A 17,486-nucleotide genomic window follows, 5' to 3' on the forward strand; every position below is an offset into this window, starting at 1 on the left:
CGATGGACCGGCTGATCCACACCTCGCTTTCCGCGCTCCGCGGCGCGATGTCGCGCCAGGCGACGACGGCGAACAATCTCGCGAACGCCAACACGGTCGGCTTTCGCGGGGAGCTGTCGACGGCACGCGCCCTGTGGATCCGGGGCGAGGGCCTCAACGCCCGTGCTCAGGCCGCTCAGGAAGTCACCGCCGCGGACATGCGCTCCGGCACCGTCTACCAAACCGGTCGCGACCTCGACATCGCCATGGAAGGGGACGCACTGCTCGCCGTCCAGGCGCGCGACGGCGACGAAGCCTATACCCGGCGAGGCGATCTCAGGCTGAGCGAAACCGGCCTGCTGACCACCGGCGACGGAAGGCCGGTGCTGGGCGAACAGGGACCGATCACTCTTCCACCGGCCGATTCCGTCCGGATCGACCGCGACGGCGCGATCTGGATCGTGCCTCAAGGCGGCGATCCCAACGTTCCGCAGCAGGTCGACCGGCTGAAGCTGACGAGCCCGGCAGGCTCGCGCGTCCTGAAGGGGATTGACGGCCTGTTCCGGGTCGAAAATGACGGTGCCCTGCCGGCCGATCCCCAGGCGCGGGTGACTCCGCGGAGCCTGGAAGGCTCCAACGTGCAGACCACTCAGGCGCTGATCGACATGATCGAGGCGAGCCGCGCCTGGGACACGCAACTGAACCTCATTTCCGCCGCTCGCGAAATCGACACTTCCGCCGCCGAACTGATGCGGCTGCCCAGCTGATCCTGAAGGAGTTACCGGCATGTCCAACGCAGCTCTCCACGTCGCACGAACCGGGCTCGATGCCCAGCAGATGCGGATGCGGGTGATCGCCAACAACCTCGCCAACGTGAACACGACCGGGTTCAAGCGGGACCGCGCGGAGTTCGAGACCCTGGCCTACCAGATGATGACCGCCGCCGGCGCGATCGCGGCGGGCGACAATCAATATGCGGTCGGCCTCAATCTCGGCAGCGGCGTCCAGGTCGTCGGCACCGCTCGAGTCACGACCCAGGGATCGATCAACACCACGGACAATCCCTTCGACCTCGCCATCGAAGGCGATGGCTACTTCCAGGTCGTCCGACCGGACGGAAGCACCGCCTATACCCGGGCGGGCAACTTCCACCTTTCCTCCGAAGGCAAGATCGTCACTTCGGACGGTCTGCCGCTTCAGCCGGAGATCCAGATCCCCGAGGGCGCGGAGTCGGTGACGATCGGGGCCGACGGCACCGTGTCGGCGACGCTCGCCGGCCAGAGCGCCGCAACCGAGGTCGGCAAGATCGAGATTGCGCGCTTCGTCAACCCGGCAGGGCTGCAGGCGCTCGGCGGCAACCTTTATGCCGAAACGGCGGCGAGCGGCGCGGCTCAGGTGGGACAGGCCGGGATCGAGGGCCGCGGCTCGATCCGTCAGGGTTCGCTGGAAGGCTCCAACGTCAATGTGGTCCAGGAACTGGTCGACATGATCGAGACTCAGCGGGCCTACGAGGTCAATTCGAAGATGATCTCGGCCACCGACGAGATGCTCCGCAATGCCAACCAGCAGCTATAAGATGAGAATCGGCCTTCTCGTTCCTGCCGCTGTTCTGCTCTGCGCTGCCGCTCGGCCGCAGGAGCACCGGCCGACCTATGCGCCGGCTCCGCCGCCTGCCCCGGCGAACGGCGCGATCTTCCAGGTCGATCAGGGCTATGCGCCGCTGACCAGCGGCCAGCGCGCCGGATCGGTCGGCGACGTTCTGACGATCGTGCTGGTGGAGCGGACCCAGGGCGTCTCGTCGAGCACCTCGGCAACCGATCGCGGCGGCAATATCGGCCTCACGCCGCCTGCCACGGGGCCGCTTTCGGTCTTCCGTCCCTCCGATGTCTCCATGGGCGGCAGTTCGGAATTTGCCGGTCGAGGACAGACGGAACAATCCAACCGTCTGTTCGGCGAGATCAGCGTAACCGTCGCCGAAGTCTATCCCAACGGCACGATGCTCGTTCGCGGCGAAAAGCAGCTTCGAATCAATCGCGGAAACGAGTTCATCCGGCTGTCCGGGATCGTCCGGTCGGCCGACATCGGACCCGACAACCGGGTCCCGTCCACGCGAGTCGCGGACGCAGACATCGATTATGTCGGCCGGGGCGAGATCGCCAGGGCCAGCCGCCAGGGCTGGCTGCAGCGCTTCTTCTCGATCCTGAGCCCGTTTTGAGGTGACAGCATGATCAGCCGAATCCTTCTTTTCCTGATGATCCTGCTGGCCTTCGCCGCGCCCGCCGAGGCGGCGCGGATCAAGGATCTCGGCACGTTCCAGGGCGTTCGACCCAACCAGCTGATCGGCTACGGCATCGTCGTCGGTCTCGCCGGGACGGGCGACGACAATCTCGAATATGCGACCCAGGGCATGAATGGCGTCGCGTCGCGCTTCGGCCTGACTCTGCCGCCCGGGGTCAATCCGGCCCTGAAAAATGCCGCGGCGGTGATGATCACTGCCGATCTCCCGGCGTTCGCCCGGCCGGGCCAGCGGCTCGACATCACCGTGTCGGCGATCGGGCGGGCCCGGTCGCTCCGCGGCGGTACCCTGATCCTGACTCCGCTTCGCGGCGCCGACAACGAGATCTATGCCATGGCTCAGGGGAATCTCGTCGTCGGCGGGCTGGGCGTCTCGGCTCAGGACGGGTCGCAGGTGTCGGTCAACGTTCCTTCGGCGGGGCGAATCCCGGGTGGAGCCACCGTCGAGCGGGCGGTCGATGCGGGCTTTGCGAGTTCGCCCTTCCTCACCTTCAATCTTTCGGAGACCGACTTCACCACCGCCCAGCGGGTCGCCAACGCCATCAATGCCGAGTTCGGCCAGCCGCTGGCCCGAGCCATTGACGGCGTTTCAGTGACGATCGAAGCGCCGGACGGCGCCGAAGCCCGAACGGCGCTGGTCAGCCGGATCGAGAATATCTCGGTGACTCCGGGGGATGCGCCGGCCCGGGTGGTGGTCAACGCCCGAACCGGAACCGTCGTGATCAATGGTGCCGTCCGAATCAGCCCGGCCGCGGTAAGCCATGGCCGACTGACGGTTGCGGTTCAGGAGAATCCGACGGTCGTCCAGCCGGCGCCCTTCTCGCGCGGCCGGACCGCGCTCGAACCGTCGAGCGACATCGAAGTGACGGAAGAGCGTTCGCCCATGTTCAACTTCGCGCCCGGCGCCTCGCTTTCCGAGATCGTTCGAGCCGTCAACGCGATCGGAGCCTCGCCGTCGGACCTGGTCGCCATTCTCGAGGCGCTGAAGCAGGCGGGCGCGCTTCGCGCGGAACTGGTGGTGTTATGATCAACGCACTTCCTCCGGCCGCGTCCGGCGCCGGCGCCGCCGATCCGCAGCAGCGCGAGCAAATGCGTGCCGCGGCGGAGGCGTTCGAAGCGGTGTTCCTGCGCCAGGTGATCGGGTCGATGCGTCAGGCTCGGCTGGCCGAGGATCCGTTCGGAAGCGCCGCGACCGAACAGTTCCGCGACATGTCCGACGCCCAGCTCGCCGACAACATGTCGCGCCAGGGCAGCTTCGGGATCGCCGAGATGCTGCTTGCCCAGTTCGAGGGCCGGAGTCCGAGACGGTGAGCGATCTGCTGAACATCGGCTCGTCAGGGCTTCGCGCCTATCGCGCGGCCTTGAACGTGACCGGCGAGAATGTCGCCAATGCCGAAACGCCCGGCTATGCTCGCCGTTCGGTCAGGCTCGAACAGGCGCAGGCGAGCGGCGGCGCCAGTGTCATCTACCGCGACTCGATCACCTTCAACGGCGTCACCGCTGCCGGGGTGCAGCGCGCCTGGGACAATTTCCGGGCCTCGGAAGCCCGCTTTGCCGCTTCCGCCGCCGGACGGAGCGAAGTTCGCCAGCAGTGGCTCACCGCTGCCGAGGGCGCACTCAACGATGGTCCGGGAAGCGTCGGAGTCGCGCTGAGCAGTTTCTACGCGGCCGCGGCGCAGCTCGCGCCGACCCCGAACGACCGGCTTGGCCGCTCGGCCATGCTGATGGCGCTGCAAGATGCGGCGGGCGCTTTCCGCCGAACGGGCGAGACGCTCGAAAGGGTTGCCGATGGCGTCGCGGACGCCGCAGCGATCGAAGTCCAGGGCGTCAACAATGCGCTTCAGGCGCTCCACAATCTCAACGGAACGATGCGCGCGACTCCCAACGGGGGAAGCGCCCGCGCCTCCCTGGAGGACGAACGCGATCGGCTGATCGACTATATCGCCGAACGCGTCGACGTCAGCGTGTCGATCGGCGGCGACGGCACCACCGAGCTCCGCCTCGGCAGTTCGGCCGCAACGCCGCTGCTGACCGGGGCCGGACCGGGTTACATCACCATGGTTCAGGCGGCGGATGGTCGGCTCTCGCTTCAGCTGTCTTCCAACGGAACAACGACTCCCCTGCCGGTCGCGGACGGACGGCTCGCCGGCCTGGTGGAAGTGGCGAGCTCGACCGCCGACCGACGCTCCGCGCTCGACGCGCTTGCGACCGACTTCGTCAACAGCCTGAACGGCTGGTCCGCTGCCGGTGAGGACGCCAACGGCAATCCCGGAACCAATCTGCTCGAAGCCCCGTCCGGAGCGAAATCGGTCCGACTCCTCGTCAGCGACCCCGACCTGATCGCCGCAGCGACGCCGCTCGGTGCCGCGAACGGCAATCTCCTGGCCCTGGAAGCCTTGCGCTCTTCCAGCGGGATCGAGAGCCGCTGGAGCGGCCTGGTTTCCGGAAATGCACAGGCCCTGGCCTCGGCGAAATCCGAGGCTTCTGCGGCCGCGCGCTGGCGCGACGACAGCTATGCCTCGCTCGACGAAGTGACTGGGGTCGATCTCGATCGCGAAGCCGCCGAAATGCTCCGTTACCAGCAAGCCTATAATGCCGCTTCGAGGATCATCCAGGTCGCCCGTGAAACGCTCAACGAGATATTCGGCCTCTTCTAGGAGTTTGAAGAATGATCACCGGAACGCGCTACCGCCTGACGATGGAGATCAATCGCCAGCTTTCGCTGCAGCGGGAGATCGAGCGCGCCCAGATCGAGATATCCACCGGCAAGCGCATCCAGGCACCATCGGACGACCCCGTCGGCGCCGCCCGAGTGTCGGACATCGCCCGGAGCCAGGCCCGAGAAGCGGCGTGGAAACGGAATCTGGATACCGCCTACGCGTTATCGTCTCGCGCCGACACGGTGCTGACGTCGGTCGCCGCCGGAATCACTCGAGCCAATGAACTGATGGTCTCCGGCGCGAACGGGACGATGTCGGCGGAGAATCGCGCAACGATCGCCATCGAGCTTCGGGCGATTGCCGAGGAACTGGTCGCTCTCAAGGATTCCAAGGATGCCCGAGGCGAGCCGCTTTTCCCGGTTTCGGCGGCGCTGGACATACCGGTGGGCGACGGCATCACGATCAATGCGGTCGGGACCCGCGGCGCCGTTTTCGAGTCGGTCCAGACCGGAATGGGACCGCGCGACATCGCGGCGATCGTGTTTGCCGCGGCGGATGCGTTGCTCGAACCCGATCCAGACACGCGCGCGGCTGCGATCGTCGCTTCGCGAGAGGAACTCAACGCGGCCGATCGCCACATTGCGGCGGCCCGCGGCGAGCAGGGGGCGCGCGGCAATCGGATCGACAATCTGATCGAAAGCCTGGCCAATACCGGGCTTCAGCTCGAAGAGGAGCGCAAAGGCCTGGAAAGCTCGGACGTCACCGCGATCGTCGCTCGTCTTCAGGCGCGCCAGCTTACGCTGCAGGCGGCTCAGGCCGTCTTCGCCCGAGTGAATCAGAACACATTGTTCGACATTCTGCGCTGAACTCCGCGGTCGCGGCGGAGAAAACATAGTCTAAGCCCCCTTAACCATAAAGTCTCGCCACCGCTGCCGTTAATCCCTTCGGGAGGCGGGCCACCGCTCCCCCTGGCCAGCTTCGGGGATGATGGATGTTTGCAGCCGTCGGTATAATCGTCGTCATCGTGATGGTGTTCGGCGGTTTCATCATCAGCGGCGGAAGCATCGGGGTCATCCTCCACGCGCTGCCGCTGGAGATGCTCATCATCGGCGGCTCCGCCGTCGGCGCGACGATCGCCGGCAACTCGTCCCGGGAACTGAAGTCCTTGCTCGGCGGTCTGTCGAAGGTCTTCAAGGGCCCGAAATACGGGAAGCAGGATTTCCTCGAGACGATCTTTCTCGTGTCGCGGCTGATGAAGATGCTGCGGACCGACGGGCCGGTAGCGGTCGAACCGCATATCGAAGACCCCAAGGCCAGTTCGATCTTCGCCGACTATCCCAAGCTTCTGAAGGACGAGACGCTCGTTCACCTGATCTGCGACACCTTGCGGCTCGTCGTCGTTTCGTCCGGAACGCTCGACCCGCATGCCGTCGAGGAGGTGATGGACAATGCGATCAAGACCCACCATCACGACGCCATCCGTCCGGCCAACAGCCTGCAGACGCTCGCCGACGCCCTGCCCGCGCTCGGCATCGTGGCCGCCGTGCTGGGCGTGGTGAAGACGATGTCGTCGATCGACCAGCCCCCCTCCATCCTCGGAGAAATGATCGGATCGGCGCTGGTCGGTACCTTCCTGGGCGTTCTCCTCGCCTACGGCTTCGTGGGTCCCTTTGCCAATCGCGCCAAGCAGGTGATCGAAGCGGACTCGGCAATCTATCATGTCGCCAAGCAGATCATCATCGCTTCGCTTCAAGGCCATCCGCTGCCATTGGTGATCGAAGCCGCGCGTTCGGGCATCAGCCACGCGAACCAGCCCGCCTTCGCCGACGTGTTCGACGGAATGCGGGGCCGCTGAGCCATGGCGAGCGCAGCCAAGCGCGGACGCAACGAGCCGGAGCCGCGGCCGATCATCGTCAAGAAAGTGATCGAAGAAAGCCATGACGCTCATCATGGCGGCGCATGGAAGATCGCTTATGCCGACTTCGTGACGGCGATGATGGCCTTCTTCCTGCTGCTCTGGCTGCTCGGAGCAACCGACGAGGACCAGAAGAAGGGTCTCGCCGATTATTTCACTCCGACCCTGATCGAGTACAAGCAGGACAGTGCGGGATCCGACGGCATATTGGGCGGCGAATCGATCATCTCGGCCGACAACTATCCGCATCGGGCGACCCAGACGGGTTCCCGGGCCATCGTCATTCCGCGCGACGTGACCGGGGGCATCCGCGAAGGCGAGGCTGCGCGCCGACTGGAGGACCGGGCCCGGTTCGAGCAGCTTCGGCGCCAGCTGATGCAGCGGATCATGAGCTCGCCCGACCTGCGCCAGCTGCGCAACCACATCCGCTTCTCCGAAAGCGAGGAAGGGCTTCGGATCGATCTGATGGACGAGGCCGACTTCTCGATGTTCAGGGTCGGCACCGATCAGCTGCTGCCTCAGGCGCAGCGTCTCGTTCGCGAAGTCGCGCAGGTGCTGACGGCGGTGCCCAATGCCGTGATCGTTCGCGGTCACACCGACTCGCTACCTTATGCGAGCGGCCGCTCGATGAACAATTGGATGCTGTCGACCGCGCGCGCCGAGAGTACGCGAGCGACCCTTCAGGGGTCGGGCGTTCCGATCGAACGGATCGCCCGGATCGAAGGCGTCGCCGATCGGGATCCGTTCGTTCCGGAGGACCAATATGATCCCCGCAACCGAAGGATTTCGATCACGCTTGCTTGGCGGGACGCGCCGCCGGTGCGCACAGCGCTTCGTCAGCAGAGACCGCCCGAAACGGCGGCGCGCCCTTAGGCTCCGTTAACCATTTCCGACTAGCGAGAAGGGACAGTTCGGAGCAGCGTGAGGCGGACAAGGGCAGGTGGACAGGGATACGCTCTACCACAATATCGGCACCTTCCTGGCCCAGCATAGTCTCTGGCCCGGTCCCGAAAACTATGCGCTCGTCTATCAGCTCTTCGTCGAGCAACACTCCCCTGCAGCCCGGGCGATCAAAGCGGCGACCGGCGACGGCGTCCGGCTGACCCAGCGCGAGGCGAACGAGATCATGAAGGCGCACGGGCTCCAGCCCTCGCCACCGCGTCAGCAGGAGCAGAGCGCGGCCCTGCTCCTGAACGCACGCCGACAGCTTGAAGAATTCGTTTCGATCCTCGAGTCCTCGCAGGCCGAAACGGAGCGTTACGGCCGCGACCTCGCCGAAGGCGCGGCGAAGCTCGAAACGGCGGAAGGCGCAAAGGGATCGGTCGCCAAGCTGATCGAGATCACCCGAACCATGGTCGAACGCACCCGGGAAGCCGAGCAACAGCTCAGCGCCGCCAATGAAGAGGCGAAGTCGCTTCGGATGAAGCTGGCGGAGGTCGAATCGGAGGCGCGAAGCGACCCCCTTACCCGGCTGCCCAACCGTCGCGCGTTCGAGGAACGGTTCGCCGAGCTGAAGGAGCAGGGCAACCAGCATAGCGTCGCCATTTGCGACATCGACCGGTTCAAGCGGATCAACGATCAGTACGGCCACGGCGTCGGCGATCGGGTGCTTCGGACCGTTGCGGAACTGCTACAGGCGAGTTGCGCCGGCCATATGGTGGCCAGGCTCGGCGGCGAGGAGTTCGTCGTCCTCTTCGAAGGACTTGAGCCGCCACAGGCTGCGACCATACTCGACGAAGCGCGCGAACTCCTGGCCGCCAAGCATTTCCGAGTTCGCGAAACGGACGCTCCGCTGGGCAAGGTAACCTTTTCCGCCGGGATTGCCTGCTGCCTAAGGCCGGCCGATGCGGGTCCGATGCATCGGGCCGATGCCCTGCTCTATCAGGCCAAGAATTCCGGCCGGAACCAGATCTGCTTCGAGACCTGCTAGGCCCGTCGTCGGTTCTTCGGCAGATTGAACCAGAATGAGGACGAAAGCGCCGAGTCGGAGTTGCTGGCGTCCTCCCCGACAGCTCCCGATTTCGAGGCACCGGCGCCCAGAGAGGAGAGGCTCATGTTCGTGGCCGTCTATTGGTGGCGGGTCCACCCCGGCAAGGAAGAGCAGTTCCGAGCTGCCTGGCGACGGGGCACCGATCATATCACGCGCATCTATGGAAGCTACGGATCACGCCTCCATCGCGAGCGGGACGGCCGCTTCGTCGCCTATGCGGAATGGCCCAGCGAGGAAGTGTGGCAGAAGGCCTTTGACGCGAAAATGATCTATGACGATCCCGAGACGCGTGCCATGTTCGTCGATGCGATCGCCGAGACACCGCCAGGCAACAAGCCCGCCTTCACGATGACGGTCACGGACGATCTGCTGTCACTGCGCAGGGCGCCGGAGGGGGATCGGGGATGACAAGGCTTTTCACCCTCTGCTCAACGGGCCTGGCACTGCTGCTCGCCGGCAGCGCAACGGCGCAAGCCGGTCCGGCCGGCGGCGACGCTGCGCTCGATGCCCTTGCCGAGCGGATGGTTGCAGAGCAGGTCGCCTACGATCCGACCTCCGCCTACTTCATCGGGGTGCCGGCGCCCGATCATCGCCGCTGGGCGGATCGAAGTCCCGAAGCCCTGGCGGCCTTCGAACGCCAGGAGGATGCCCTCGTGGCGGATCTGCGCCGGATCGATCCCACCCGGCTGTCGCCCCGAAACCGATTCATCCATGCAGGAATGGTCGAACGACTTGAAGCGAGCCGAGAGGAGCGCGTCTGTCGTTTCGAGCTGTGGGGCGTGAACCATATGGGAGGCTGGCACCTGGGGCTCGCCAGCGTCGCCCGCGATCAACCGGTGGACACGCCCGAACTTCGTTCGCAGGCGCTTGAGCGGTGGGGAGCGCTGCCGACCCTCGTCGACCAGGAGATCGCCAATCTCCGCCGCGGCCTCGCCGAAGGCTATTCCGCGCCCAAGGCCGTGGTCGCGCGGGTCATCCGCCAGATTGACGGCCTGGCGTCCGCCGAGCCGGAAAGCCTGCCCTTCTATGCGATGGCCCAGCGAACGGAGGATGCCGACTTCAAGGCACGGCTTCGCGAGATCCTGGCAGGACCGGTCCGCGAGGCGTTCCGCCGCTTCGGCCGGTTCCTCCGCGAGGAATATCAGCCGCAGGCTCGCGAGGCCCTCGGAGTCAGCGCCAACCCCGATGGCGCGCAATGCTACCAGGCCTCCTTGCGGAGCTATACCACCCTCCAGCGCTCGCCGCAGGAGGTGTTCGAGCTTGGGCGGCGCACGGTGGAGGGAAATCTCGCCCGAGTGCGCGGCCTCGGCCGTGAATATCTCGGAACCGATGACCTGGTCGAAATCGTTCGGCGAATCCCGCAGGCTCCGGACAACCGATTCGGCTCGGAGGATGCGCTGATCCAGTTCTCGCGGGAGGTCGTAGCGCGCTCTCGAGAGCTGAGCGAACCGCTGTTCCTGGCGATGCCGAACCAGGAGATGCGGGTGGAACCGTTTCACGCCTATCGGCGCGGTTCGGGCGGAAGCTCCTATTACGAGCGGCAAATCGATCCCAACCTGCCCGCCTTCTACCGGATCAACAGCGAGGCCTGGGAGACGGAGACGCGCGGCGGCGCCGAAATCACAGCCGTCCACGAAGGCTATCCGGGCCACCACATGCAGATCAGCCTTGCCACCTCGACGGCAGCCAGTCCGATCGCCAACCTGCTGTTCAACTCCGCCTATGTCGAAGGATGGGCTCGTTATTCGGAAGCGCTCGCCGAGGATGCGGGGATTTACCGAACCCCTTATGCGCTGATGACTCGGCGGCTGTGGCCCGCACGCGGAATGGTGGTCGATCCTGGGCTGCATGTCCTCGGCTGGACTCGCCAGCAGGTGATCGATTTCATCCGGGCCTCCGGTCGCTTCGGCGGTTCCGAAGCCGACGATCTCGTCGACCGGATTGCCATTCTTCCGGGCCAGCTAACCGCCTACGATTCGGGCGGGCTGGAGATCATGGCGCTTCGCCGCGAGGCGGAGGAGGCGCTCGGCTCGCGATTCGACCTGCGCCAGTTCCATCAGCGGATCCTCGAAAACGGAGTGCTGCCGCTGCGGACCCTTCGCGCTCACGTCGAAGCCTGGGTGGAGGCCGAACGCAGCAGGCTGCGCTAGACGGCCCCTTCCGGAACCGGTTCAGTAATCCTTCGAGTAGCGGAGGTTCACGTTGCTGCCGGCGGTGCCGCCGAACTGGGACAAGAGGCTCAACGTCCGCGACAGGGCGATTTCGAGCTGGGTGGCCGTGAAGCCCCGCGCATCGGTGATGATCTCGATATAGATATCGTCGCTGAGATACATTCCAGCCGCCAAAGCCGTCCCGCGTCCCGTCGTCTGGTCGGCGCCAAGGATCCGGATCCGACTGAAGCCTGTCGCCGAGCGAAGCTGCCCCAGCGGGTTGAGCCCGCCGCCGCCGCCGCCGCGCAGGGTGTTCAGCGAGGCGGCAAGCTGCACCGCCTGCAGCGCCGATATCTCGGTCACCGAACTGCCGAACAGGATCCGGGAAACGACTTCGTCTTGCGGCAGGTTCGGAGTTGAGGTGAAGGCAATCTGCGGGTTGGTCGAGCTGCCCGTGACCACGATCGCCACCTCGACTCCCTCGATATCGCTGACCGCTTCAAGGTCGATGCGCGGGTTGGGCGGACGTGCGCCGGTGAAGGAAACATGCCCGCGCCGCACCTCGAAGCGGCGGCCCGCAAGATTGAGATCACCACGGATCAGGTCCAGTTCGCCGAGGATCCGCGGAGTCGCCGTCGTTCCTTCGACCCGAAGGTCGGCCGACCATTCCGATTCAAGCCCCATGCCGTAGACGAACACCCGATTGTCGGCTCGTACCCGCAGGTCGAGCTGCCAGATGCTGGGGACTGCGCCTTCCTCCTGCTGGTCGCCGGGTTGGGCGATCGGATCGCCGCGACGGCGAACACCGGCCAGCTGACGAACTTCGGCCGCGGCCTGGCGAACGAACTGGTAGCGGACCTCGCCAAGTTCCAGCTCGCCGGACACCCGGGCGCCATCCCGCCCGTTGACGATGGCGACCGTGCCGGTCGCCCGCGCCCCGATATCGTCGCTTCGGGCGAGCTGGGCATCGTCGAACCGGAGCCTGAGGTCGACGGGGAAGCCCGCCGCAGAGGCAAGGCCGATCGTCCCGCGGCCGCTGATGCTGCCCTCTCCGGCACGTCCGGCAAGCTGAACGATCTCCAGCCTTGAAGCATCGAACCGCCCGGTGAGCGCGAGATTGGTGATTCGGGTTCCGTATTGCTCGTTCACATAAGTGAGATTGTTGGCCCGAACGAGACCGACGAACTGCGGATCCTGAACCCGGCCGCGGAAGTCGGCGCCGACGCCGATCGGACCTGCAAGCTGGTGCCCGGGCAGATTGACGAAGGACATCAGCACGTCTGCCGGGCCGTTGTAGCGGATCCCGCCCGCGAGCGGAGCGGCGAAAAGCCGAGCCGTCCAGGAACCGGCCTGAGGCCCCAGCGGCTGAAGGCGAGCCTGGATGCGACCCAGGATGGCGCCGCCACGGCGAATGACGGCGGCGGCCTGTCCGCCTTCGGGGCGAAGGGCGCCGGCGAAGGCGAGGTTCACCGGTACCGACCGCATGGCAAGGCCGGTCCGAGTGAAATTCTCGACATTGAGCCGTGCCTCGGCGCGCGGGAACGAGCCGTCGGCGGGCTGGGCGAAGTCCAGGCTTCCGGTGGCGCGTCCGCCAAGCCCCAGCCCCGGAGAGAAGGCATTGAGCACCGACAGATCGAGCGCGTCGAGCCGGGATTGGACGATGAGGCCGTCGCCGTACCGGCCCGCAAGTCGGATTCGGCCCTGCTCGAGAGCCACGGTCACCGGCTCCAGCCGCCATCCGTCGGCTTCGCGACGAATCCGTGCCGGTTGGGCGAAACGGAATGGCAAGTCGTTCACATGCCCCTGGACCGCGGCGCGAACGAGCTCGGGCGCAAGCGCCGCATTGGCGGCGACCCGGAAGGAAACACCTCGGCGGCCTTCGGCGAGCAGCTGTACCTGGCCGTTGCCACCTTGATAGTCGATCCTTGCCCGCGCGCGCTGGATGATCAGATCGCCGCTGGCGAGACCGGCGAGTTGGGCGTCGCCAACGATCGAAGGTGTCGGGGTGAGAATGGCGGTCGCGCGGATGATCCCACGCTGGATCAGGATCGGCACGTCGCCAGGCGTACGAAGCCCGTTCGCGTTGGCCGCGACGTCGATCCTCTGATAGCGCCCGGCGGCGCTCAGCCGAGCGCTGCCGCTGAGCCCCGGCCCGTCCATCGTCAGAGTCCCGACGAAGGGCCCGGCGGCGGTTCGCACCACGCGGCCACGCATGTCGATCCCGGCGAGGGTCAGACGGCTGATGTCGATCGTCAGCGGTCCGCGGCCGCTGAGAATCGTGACGTCGGCGTCGAACGGACCGTAGGCCGATTGACCGCTCGCCTGGATCGCCCAGCCGGCCGCCGTCGAACGAACCGTCGCGTCGACGTCGCTGAGGCCGATCCCCAGCCCCGGATTGGCGGCGTTCAGGCGAATCTGCGGAGCGCCGGCCGTACCGGTGACGAAGACGGTAAGCGCTCCATAGGTCTCGCTGATCCCCGCAAGCTGAATATCCAGCGCTCCGCCGGGACGATAAACACCCCTGCCGGAAGTTATCCGGAGCAGCGGCGAGGCGACCCTGACATTGTCCACTCGGATGAGGCCGGATGGCTCGACGGCAAGGCCGGCCGTGATCGTCGCGGGTCCTCCAAGCAGACCGGCCACCGTTTCATTGTCGATCCTGCGACTGCGAGCCGCGATCCGGCCGCTGAGTCCGAGGCCACCGCGCCGATTGGTGACGTCCAGATTGGTGGTGATATCGAACAGGCCGACGCCGTCGACGAGATAGTTGTTCACCCGGCCGTTGACGCCGGCGAGGTAGGTGCCCGTCGAAAAGTCGAAGGCCAGCGCCAGAGTGGCGTCGATCCGGTCGGAACGGAGCCGCAGATTGTCGGAAACCATCCGGCTCCCCGCGAGGCCGAGTTCGCCGTCCAGCCGGACGTTCGCAATCGTGCCGCCGGCGACCGCATCGAATCCCATGATCCGCGTGGCCCGGGCGGAAACGGGGATGACGATGTCTTCCGAGCGGATGCGGGCGCTTCCGACCGCCCGCAGTCCCTCCACGGTCGTCGTCGCGAAGGTGAGGCTGTCCGCACGCAGATCGTAGGCGACCCCCGGCGTGGCAAAGGGTCCGTTCAGGATCAGGGCAAGCTGGAGGTTGCGACCGCTCAGGTCGGGGGCGATGGCCGTTGGCCGTAGCAGCCGCGCCGCGACCCGCAGATCCTGGAACCGGTTCTGCCCCAGATCCACCAGTCCCTCGGCGGCCACCGCAGCCGCGCGGCTGGCGAGGCGGAGCCGCATGTCTGCGCGGCGATCCTGCCAGGTGGTGACGAGCTCCACCATCGTCAGTGGACCAAGCAGCCGCTGAACAGGCCCCTCCACGAGCAGGTCAGGGCGGACTGGCCCCTGCAGCCTGAACGTGCCGCTTCGGGCGCTCACCGCGAGATCGGCCAATCCCTCTCCGCCCAGGGACGCACGGGCGCGCCCGCTCCAGTCCCTCCAGTCCCCACGTCCTTCGAGGTGGACGGCGACTGGCCGCTCGACTCCGGCGAGGCCCGCCAGGAAGCCGTCCGCCGGACCGCGAAGCGCGAGCGCAAGGTCGAGCCTGTTGCTTTCCGGCACGGCGTCGAGGCGCATGACGAGGCGATCGCCGCCCGCAAGGCCCGGGGCGGCGAGCGTTCCGAGGTTCAGCCCGACTTGCGCCCGCCCGTCGGCGATCTCGATCCGGCTGTCGAAAGTGAGAAGATGTCGCCTTCCCGTCACCGCAGGATCGACCAGCATCCGCCCCACGCGGAGTCGGCCGACGTCAATGTCGATGTCGGGAAGCAGCGGAGCTTGGGGGTCGCCCGGGCGAAGCTGGGGAAGGCGGTGCAGTCGCGCTTCGGGGATTACAAGGGAACGGATGTCGATATGGTTGCGCAGATATGCCAGCGGGCGGTAGTCGAGCTCGGCCCGGCGCGCCCGGAAGAAGATTCCGCGGGGATCGCTCAGCGCCACGTCATGAAGCGTCATTTCGCCGAAGATCGACCCTTCGATCCGCCCGACATGGACCTGCAGCCCAGACGCCGCCTCGAAATTGTTGATCTGTCGCACGATGAACCGGCGCCCGGGATCGCTATTGATCCAGACCAGCAGCCCTCCGACCAGGAGCAGGAGGCCAATAAGGCCGAAGCCGACCCATTTCGCCGCCGTCTGGACCGGATGGCGACGGACCACGTCCAGTTCCTGCTCGGTGGAAGGCGCTCGGGTCGCCATCAGAATGCCTGCCCGATCGAGACGTAGATCGAGACCCGCGATTCTCCCCGCCGGCGATTGAGCGGCGTCGCCACATCGACTCGGATCGGGCCGAAGTTCGTGTAAAGGCGTCCGCCGATGCCTACTCCGAAGCGAAGGTCACTGAGCCGCGGATACTCGCTTTCATAAACTTGACCGGCATCCACAAAAGCGACGACGCCATAATTGCCGAAGCGATAGCGGCCCTCGATCGCGAACTCGTTGAGGCTTCGCCCACCGAGCGGGATCGAACGCGTCTCAGGCTCGTCTTCCGGATTCTCCGGGTCGAAATCGGGGTTTGGCACGATCTCGCGAGGGCCGAGTTCCTGAAAGCCGAAGCCGCGCACCGAGCCGCCGCCGCCGGCATAGAATCGCCGCGACGGCGCAAGATCGTTTCGAGGGATGCCATAGATGGAGCCGAAGCGCGCTCGGCCCGCAATGACCAGCTGCTCGCTTACCGGATAGTAGACGCTGCCCTCGACGAGGTTGCGGAGATAGAAGTCGGTCCCGTCGCGAAGCGAAGCTTCCGGGTTGACCCGGGCGAGCAGCCGGAACCCCCGCGTCGGATCGAGAAGGCTGTTGGATCGATCGTAGCCGACCTGGCCGATCAAGCCGCCGATGAAGTAGGCGTCGCTCAAGGAAATCCGCGCCCGGCCGGTTCGGTTCTCATTCGTCGCAAGGAGCTCGGCCCCATAAGCGTAGGTCCAGACCTTCTGCCAAATCGGTGTCGACTCGCGCGTGATCAGGCCCTGGAGGCGAACGGTGTAGCCCTGGAACGCCTCGAAATCGCGTGCCCCTCCCTCCACCTGAACAAGCAGCGCGCGATCGCGTTGGCCCCAATTGCTGCGGCGGAAGCGGACCAGCAGGTTCTGCTCCGCGGTGCCGGCGATCGCCGCGATCCGAAGCGATCCCTCAGGCGGGAAAAGGTTGCGATGCTCCCAGGCGCCTTCCAGCCGCAGGCCTTCCCCGGTACTGTAGCCGGCATTGGCATCGAACGAGCGAGGCGGCCCTGCATCCTGGCGAACCAGGATGTTCACATATTCGCTGCCGTCCGGAGCGGTCTGGCCGGTAAGGACCGGCTCAGCCGAAACGCTGTCGAAAAGCCTGGTCGCCACCATGGCTTCGCGCAGATCGTCGACCTTGCGCCGATCGTAGAGCTCACCGCGGCGGAACCGCGCAAGCACCTCGACATGATCGGAATCGAACGCCAGGTCGCCCTCGGTGGTGAACCCGGCGAAGGTCGCACGCGGTCCCGGATCGACCGGAAGCGTATAGTCTCCGAGAGTCGTTTCGGGATCGAGCAGGATGTCCCTGAGGCCGATTTCGGGGAAGGGATAGCCCTGCTGCGGCAGGCGCAGCAGAACGTTCGCCTCGGCCGCTTCGACATCCTCTGCGACGATCGGGACGCCGGACTGGAGCAGCAACGCTTCGCGGGCGATCCCGGGCGGCACCGTTTCCGGGCCTTCGATCCTGATGTCGCCGAACCGGTAGCGCTCGCCCGGTACCGCGGTGATCGTCACTCGAAGCCTTCCGGGCTGCCCGTCCTCCCCGGGCAGCTGTTCGATCGACGAGGTGGCGACGGCGTCGTAATAGCCTTCCGATCGAAGCAGTCGGACGGCCAAGGCTTCGTCTTCCTCCGCTCGGGCGGCGATCATCGCACCGTTCACGGCTTCGCCCTGAGCGTCCTCGAGGGCGGAAAGGTCGCGGAAACGGTCCTCGAGTTCGACCTCAGCCAGTCCGGCGACCTCGATCGAGTAGCGGATCGGCACAGGTTCGCCGGCTTCGGCGGCAGACTGCGTTTCCTGCAGGGGTTCGACTTCGAAGCTCGAAAGCGGCGGCAGCGGCTCGGCCAAGGCTGGATCGCCGAGCGGCGCATCCTCGACCGGGCCCGGCACCGGCGGAAAGGGCGGCGAGTCCGGCTCGATATCGTCAAGCGGCTCGAGCGGCTCAGTCAAGGCCGGATCGAGCGGCGGAAGCGCTTCCTCGAACGCCGAGTCGGAGATGATCGGCTCAACTTCCCTTGGCGACTGCGGAAGGCCTGTCTGTTGGGCGTGCGCCACCAGCGGCGCCGCCAACGCACCGCCCGCCACCGCCGCCAGAAGCCCTATTCTGATCTTGCTCAATAAACCCCGCTCCGCCGCGGCAGGACACCGCGACGGCAACGAAACGACCGACGAGCCGGAAAGTTCAACGCGCGCCCGGACGAGGGCGGAACCTATTCAGCCAAAGTACCGAAAAATCTCAGT

The 17,486-nt window shown here is 66.2% G+C and carries 14 protein-coding genes; 12 read left to right on the forward strand and 2 right to left on the reverse strand.

Going from position 1 to position 17,486, the window contains the following annotated elements; genetic code table 11:
• Positions 1-2: 2 nt before the first annotated feature.
• The 12 genes from ACRYLT_RS04090 to ACRYLT_RS04145 all read left to right on the forward strand — a co-directional run bounded on the left by ACRYLT_RS04090 (position 3) and on the right by ACRYLT_RS04145 (position 10,989).
• A complete protein-coding gene (locus tag ACRYLT_RS04090) occupies positions 3-746 on the forward strand; it encodes a flagellar basal body rod protein FlgF (protein ID WP_482662833.1) in 744 nt (247 codons plus the stop codon).
• Positions 747-765: 19 nt separating this feature from the next.
• Positions 766-1,554, forward strand: coding sequence for a flagellar basal-body rod protein FlgG (gene flgG, locus ACRYLT_RS04095; RefSeq protein ID WP_482662834.1), 789 nt, complete (start codon positions 766-768; stop codon positions 1,552-1,554).
• A 1-nt stretch (position 1,555) separates the two neighbouring features.
• Positions 1,556-2,194, forward strand: coding sequence for a flagellar basal body L-ring protein FlgH (locus ACRYLT_RS04100; protein ID WP_482662835.1), 639 nt, complete (start codon positions 1,556-1,558; stop codon positions 2,192-2,194).
• Between the two features lie 9 nt (positions 2,195-2,203).
• Positions 2,204-3,301 carry a flagellar basal body P-ring protein FlgI gene (locus tag ACRYLT_RS04105; protein WP_482662836.1) on the forward strand — a complete coding sequence of 366 codons (1,098 nt, stop codon included), beginning with the start codon at positions 2,204-2,206 and terminating at the stop codon, positions 3,299-3,301.
• Entirely contained in the window at positions 3,298-3,585 is a 288-nt protein-coding gene (locus ACRYLT_RS04110) for a rod-binding protein (protein WP_482662837.1), read from the forward strand. Before ACRYLT_RS04105 ends, ACRYLT_RS04110 begins: the two co-directional genes overlap by 4 nt.
• Positions 3,582-4,931 (forward strand): flagellar hook-associated protein FlgK, encoded by a 1,350-nt coding sequence (gene flgK, locus ACRYLT_RS04115; protein ID WP_482662838.1) that lies wholly within the window; start codon positions 3,582-3,584, stop codon positions 4,929-4,931. Before ACRYLT_RS04110 ends, flgK begins: the two co-directional genes overlap by 4 nt.
• Before the next feature lie 11 nt (positions 4,932-4,942).
• Entirely contained in the window at positions 4,943-5,800 is an 858-nt protein-coding gene (locus ACRYLT_RS04120) for a flagellin (RefSeq protein ID WP_482662839.1), read from the forward strand.
• A 125-nt stretch (positions 5,801-5,925) separates the two neighbouring features.
• On the forward strand, positions 5,926-6,789 hold the full coding sequence (motA, locus tag ACRYLT_RS04125) for a flagellar motor stator protein MotA (RefSeq protein ID WP_482662840.1): 864 nt from the start codon (positions 5,926-5,928) through the stop codon (positions 6,787-6,789).
• Positions 6,790-6,792: 3 nt separating this feature from the next.
• Positions 6,793-7,722 carry a flagellar motor protein MotB gene (locus ACRYLT_RS04130; RefSeq protein ID WP_482662841.1) on the forward strand — a complete coding sequence of 310 codons (930 nt, stop codon included), beginning with the start codon at positions 6,793-6,795 and terminating at the stop codon, positions 7,720-7,722.
• Between the two features lie 67 nt (positions 7,723-7,789).
• Positions 7,790-8,779, forward strand: a complete 990-nt coding sequence (locus ACRYLT_RS04135) for a GGDEF domain-containing protein (protein WP_482662842.1) — start codon at positions 7,790-7,792, stop codon at positions 8,777-8,779.
• Positions 8,780-8,902: 123 nt separating this feature from the next.
• Positions 8,903-9,247, forward strand: a complete 345-nt coding sequence (locus ACRYLT_RS04140) for an antibiotic biosynthesis monooxygenase family protein (RefSeq protein WP_482662843.1) — start codon at positions 8,903-8,905, stop codon at positions 9,245-9,247.
• On the forward strand, positions 9,244-10,989 hold the full coding sequence (locus ACRYLT_RS04145) for a DUF885 domain-containing protein (RefSeq protein WP_482662844.1): 1,746 nt from the start codon (positions 9,244-9,246) through the stop codon (positions 10,987-10,989). The genes ACRYLT_RS04140 and ACRYLT_RS04145 overlap by 4 nt, the downstream gene beginning before the upstream one ends.
• Positions 10,990-11,010: 21 nt before the next feature.
• On the opposite strand, the gene ACRYLT_RS04150 is transcribed toward ACRYLT_RS04145, so the two are convergent.
• Together ACRYLT_RS04150 and ACRYLT_RS04155 are read right to left on the reverse strand one after the other, a co-directional pair.
• Positions 11,011-15,222 carry a translocation/assembly module TamB domain-containing protein gene (locus ACRYLT_RS04150; protein WP_482662845.1) on the reverse strand — a complete coding sequence of 1,404 codons (4,212 nt, stop codon included), beginning with the start codon at positions 15,220-15,222 and terminating at the stop codon, positions 11,011-11,013.
• A complete protein-coding gene (locus ACRYLT_RS04155; RefSeq protein WP_482662846.1) occupies positions 15,222-17,363 on the reverse strand; it encodes an autotransporter assembly complex protein TamA in 2,142 nt (713 codons plus the stop codon). Before ACRYLT_RS04155 ends, ACRYLT_RS04150 begins: the two co-directional genes overlap by 1 nt.
• Positions 17,364-17,486 lie beyond the last annotated feature (123 nt).

The organism is Sphingosinicella sp. SM1-17 (genome assembly GCF_056821765.1).

Excerpts from the sequence above, each read along its gene's own strand:
- ACRYLT_RS04090 (WP_482662833.1), top strand. The coding sequence starts at position 3 with ATGGACCGGCTGATCCACACCTCGCTTTCCGCGCTCCGCGGCGCGATG.
- ACRYLT_RS04130 (WP_482662841.1), top strand. The coding sequence starts at position 6,793 with ATGGCGAGCGCAGCCAAGCGCGGACGCAACGAGCCGGAGCCGCGGCCG.
- motA (WP_482662840.1), top strand. The coding sequence starts at position 5,926 with ATGTTTGCAGCCGTCGGTATAATCGTCGTCATCGTGATGGTGTTCGGC.
- ACRYLT_RS04140 (WP_482662843.1), top strand. The coding sequence starts at position 8,903 with ATGTTCGTGGCCGTCTATTGGTGGCGGGTCCACCCCGGCAAGGAAGAG.
- ACRYLT_RS04110 (WP_482662837.1), top strand. The coding sequence starts at position 3,298 with ATGATCAACGCACTTCCTCCGGCCGCGTCCGGCGCCGGCGCCGCCGAT.
- ACRYLT_RS04120 (WP_482662839.1), top strand. The coding sequence starts at position 4,943 with ATGATCACCGGAACGCGCTACCGCCTGACGATGGAGATCAATCGCCAG.
- ACRYLT_RS04145 (WP_482662844.1), top strand. The coding sequence starts at position 9,244 with ATGACAAGGCTTTTCACCCTCTGCTCAACGGGCCTGGCACTGCTGCTC.
- ACRYLT_RS04150 (WP_482662845.1), bottom strand. The coding sequence starts at position 15,222 with ATGGCGACCCGAGCGCCTTCCACCGAGCAGGAACTGGACGTGGTCCGT.
- ACRYLT_RS04100 (WP_482662835.1), top strand. The coding sequence starts at position 1,556 with ATGAGAATCGGCCTTCTCGTTCCTGCCGCTGTTCTGCTCTGCGCTGCC.
- flgG (WP_482662834.1), top strand. The coding sequence starts at position 766 with ATGTCCAACGCAGCTCTCCACGTCGCACGAACCGGGCTCGATGCCCAG.
- ACRYLT_RS04105 (WP_482662836.1), top strand. The coding sequence starts at position 2,204 with ATGATCAGCCGAATCCTTCTTTTCCTGATGATCCTGCTGGCCTTCGCC.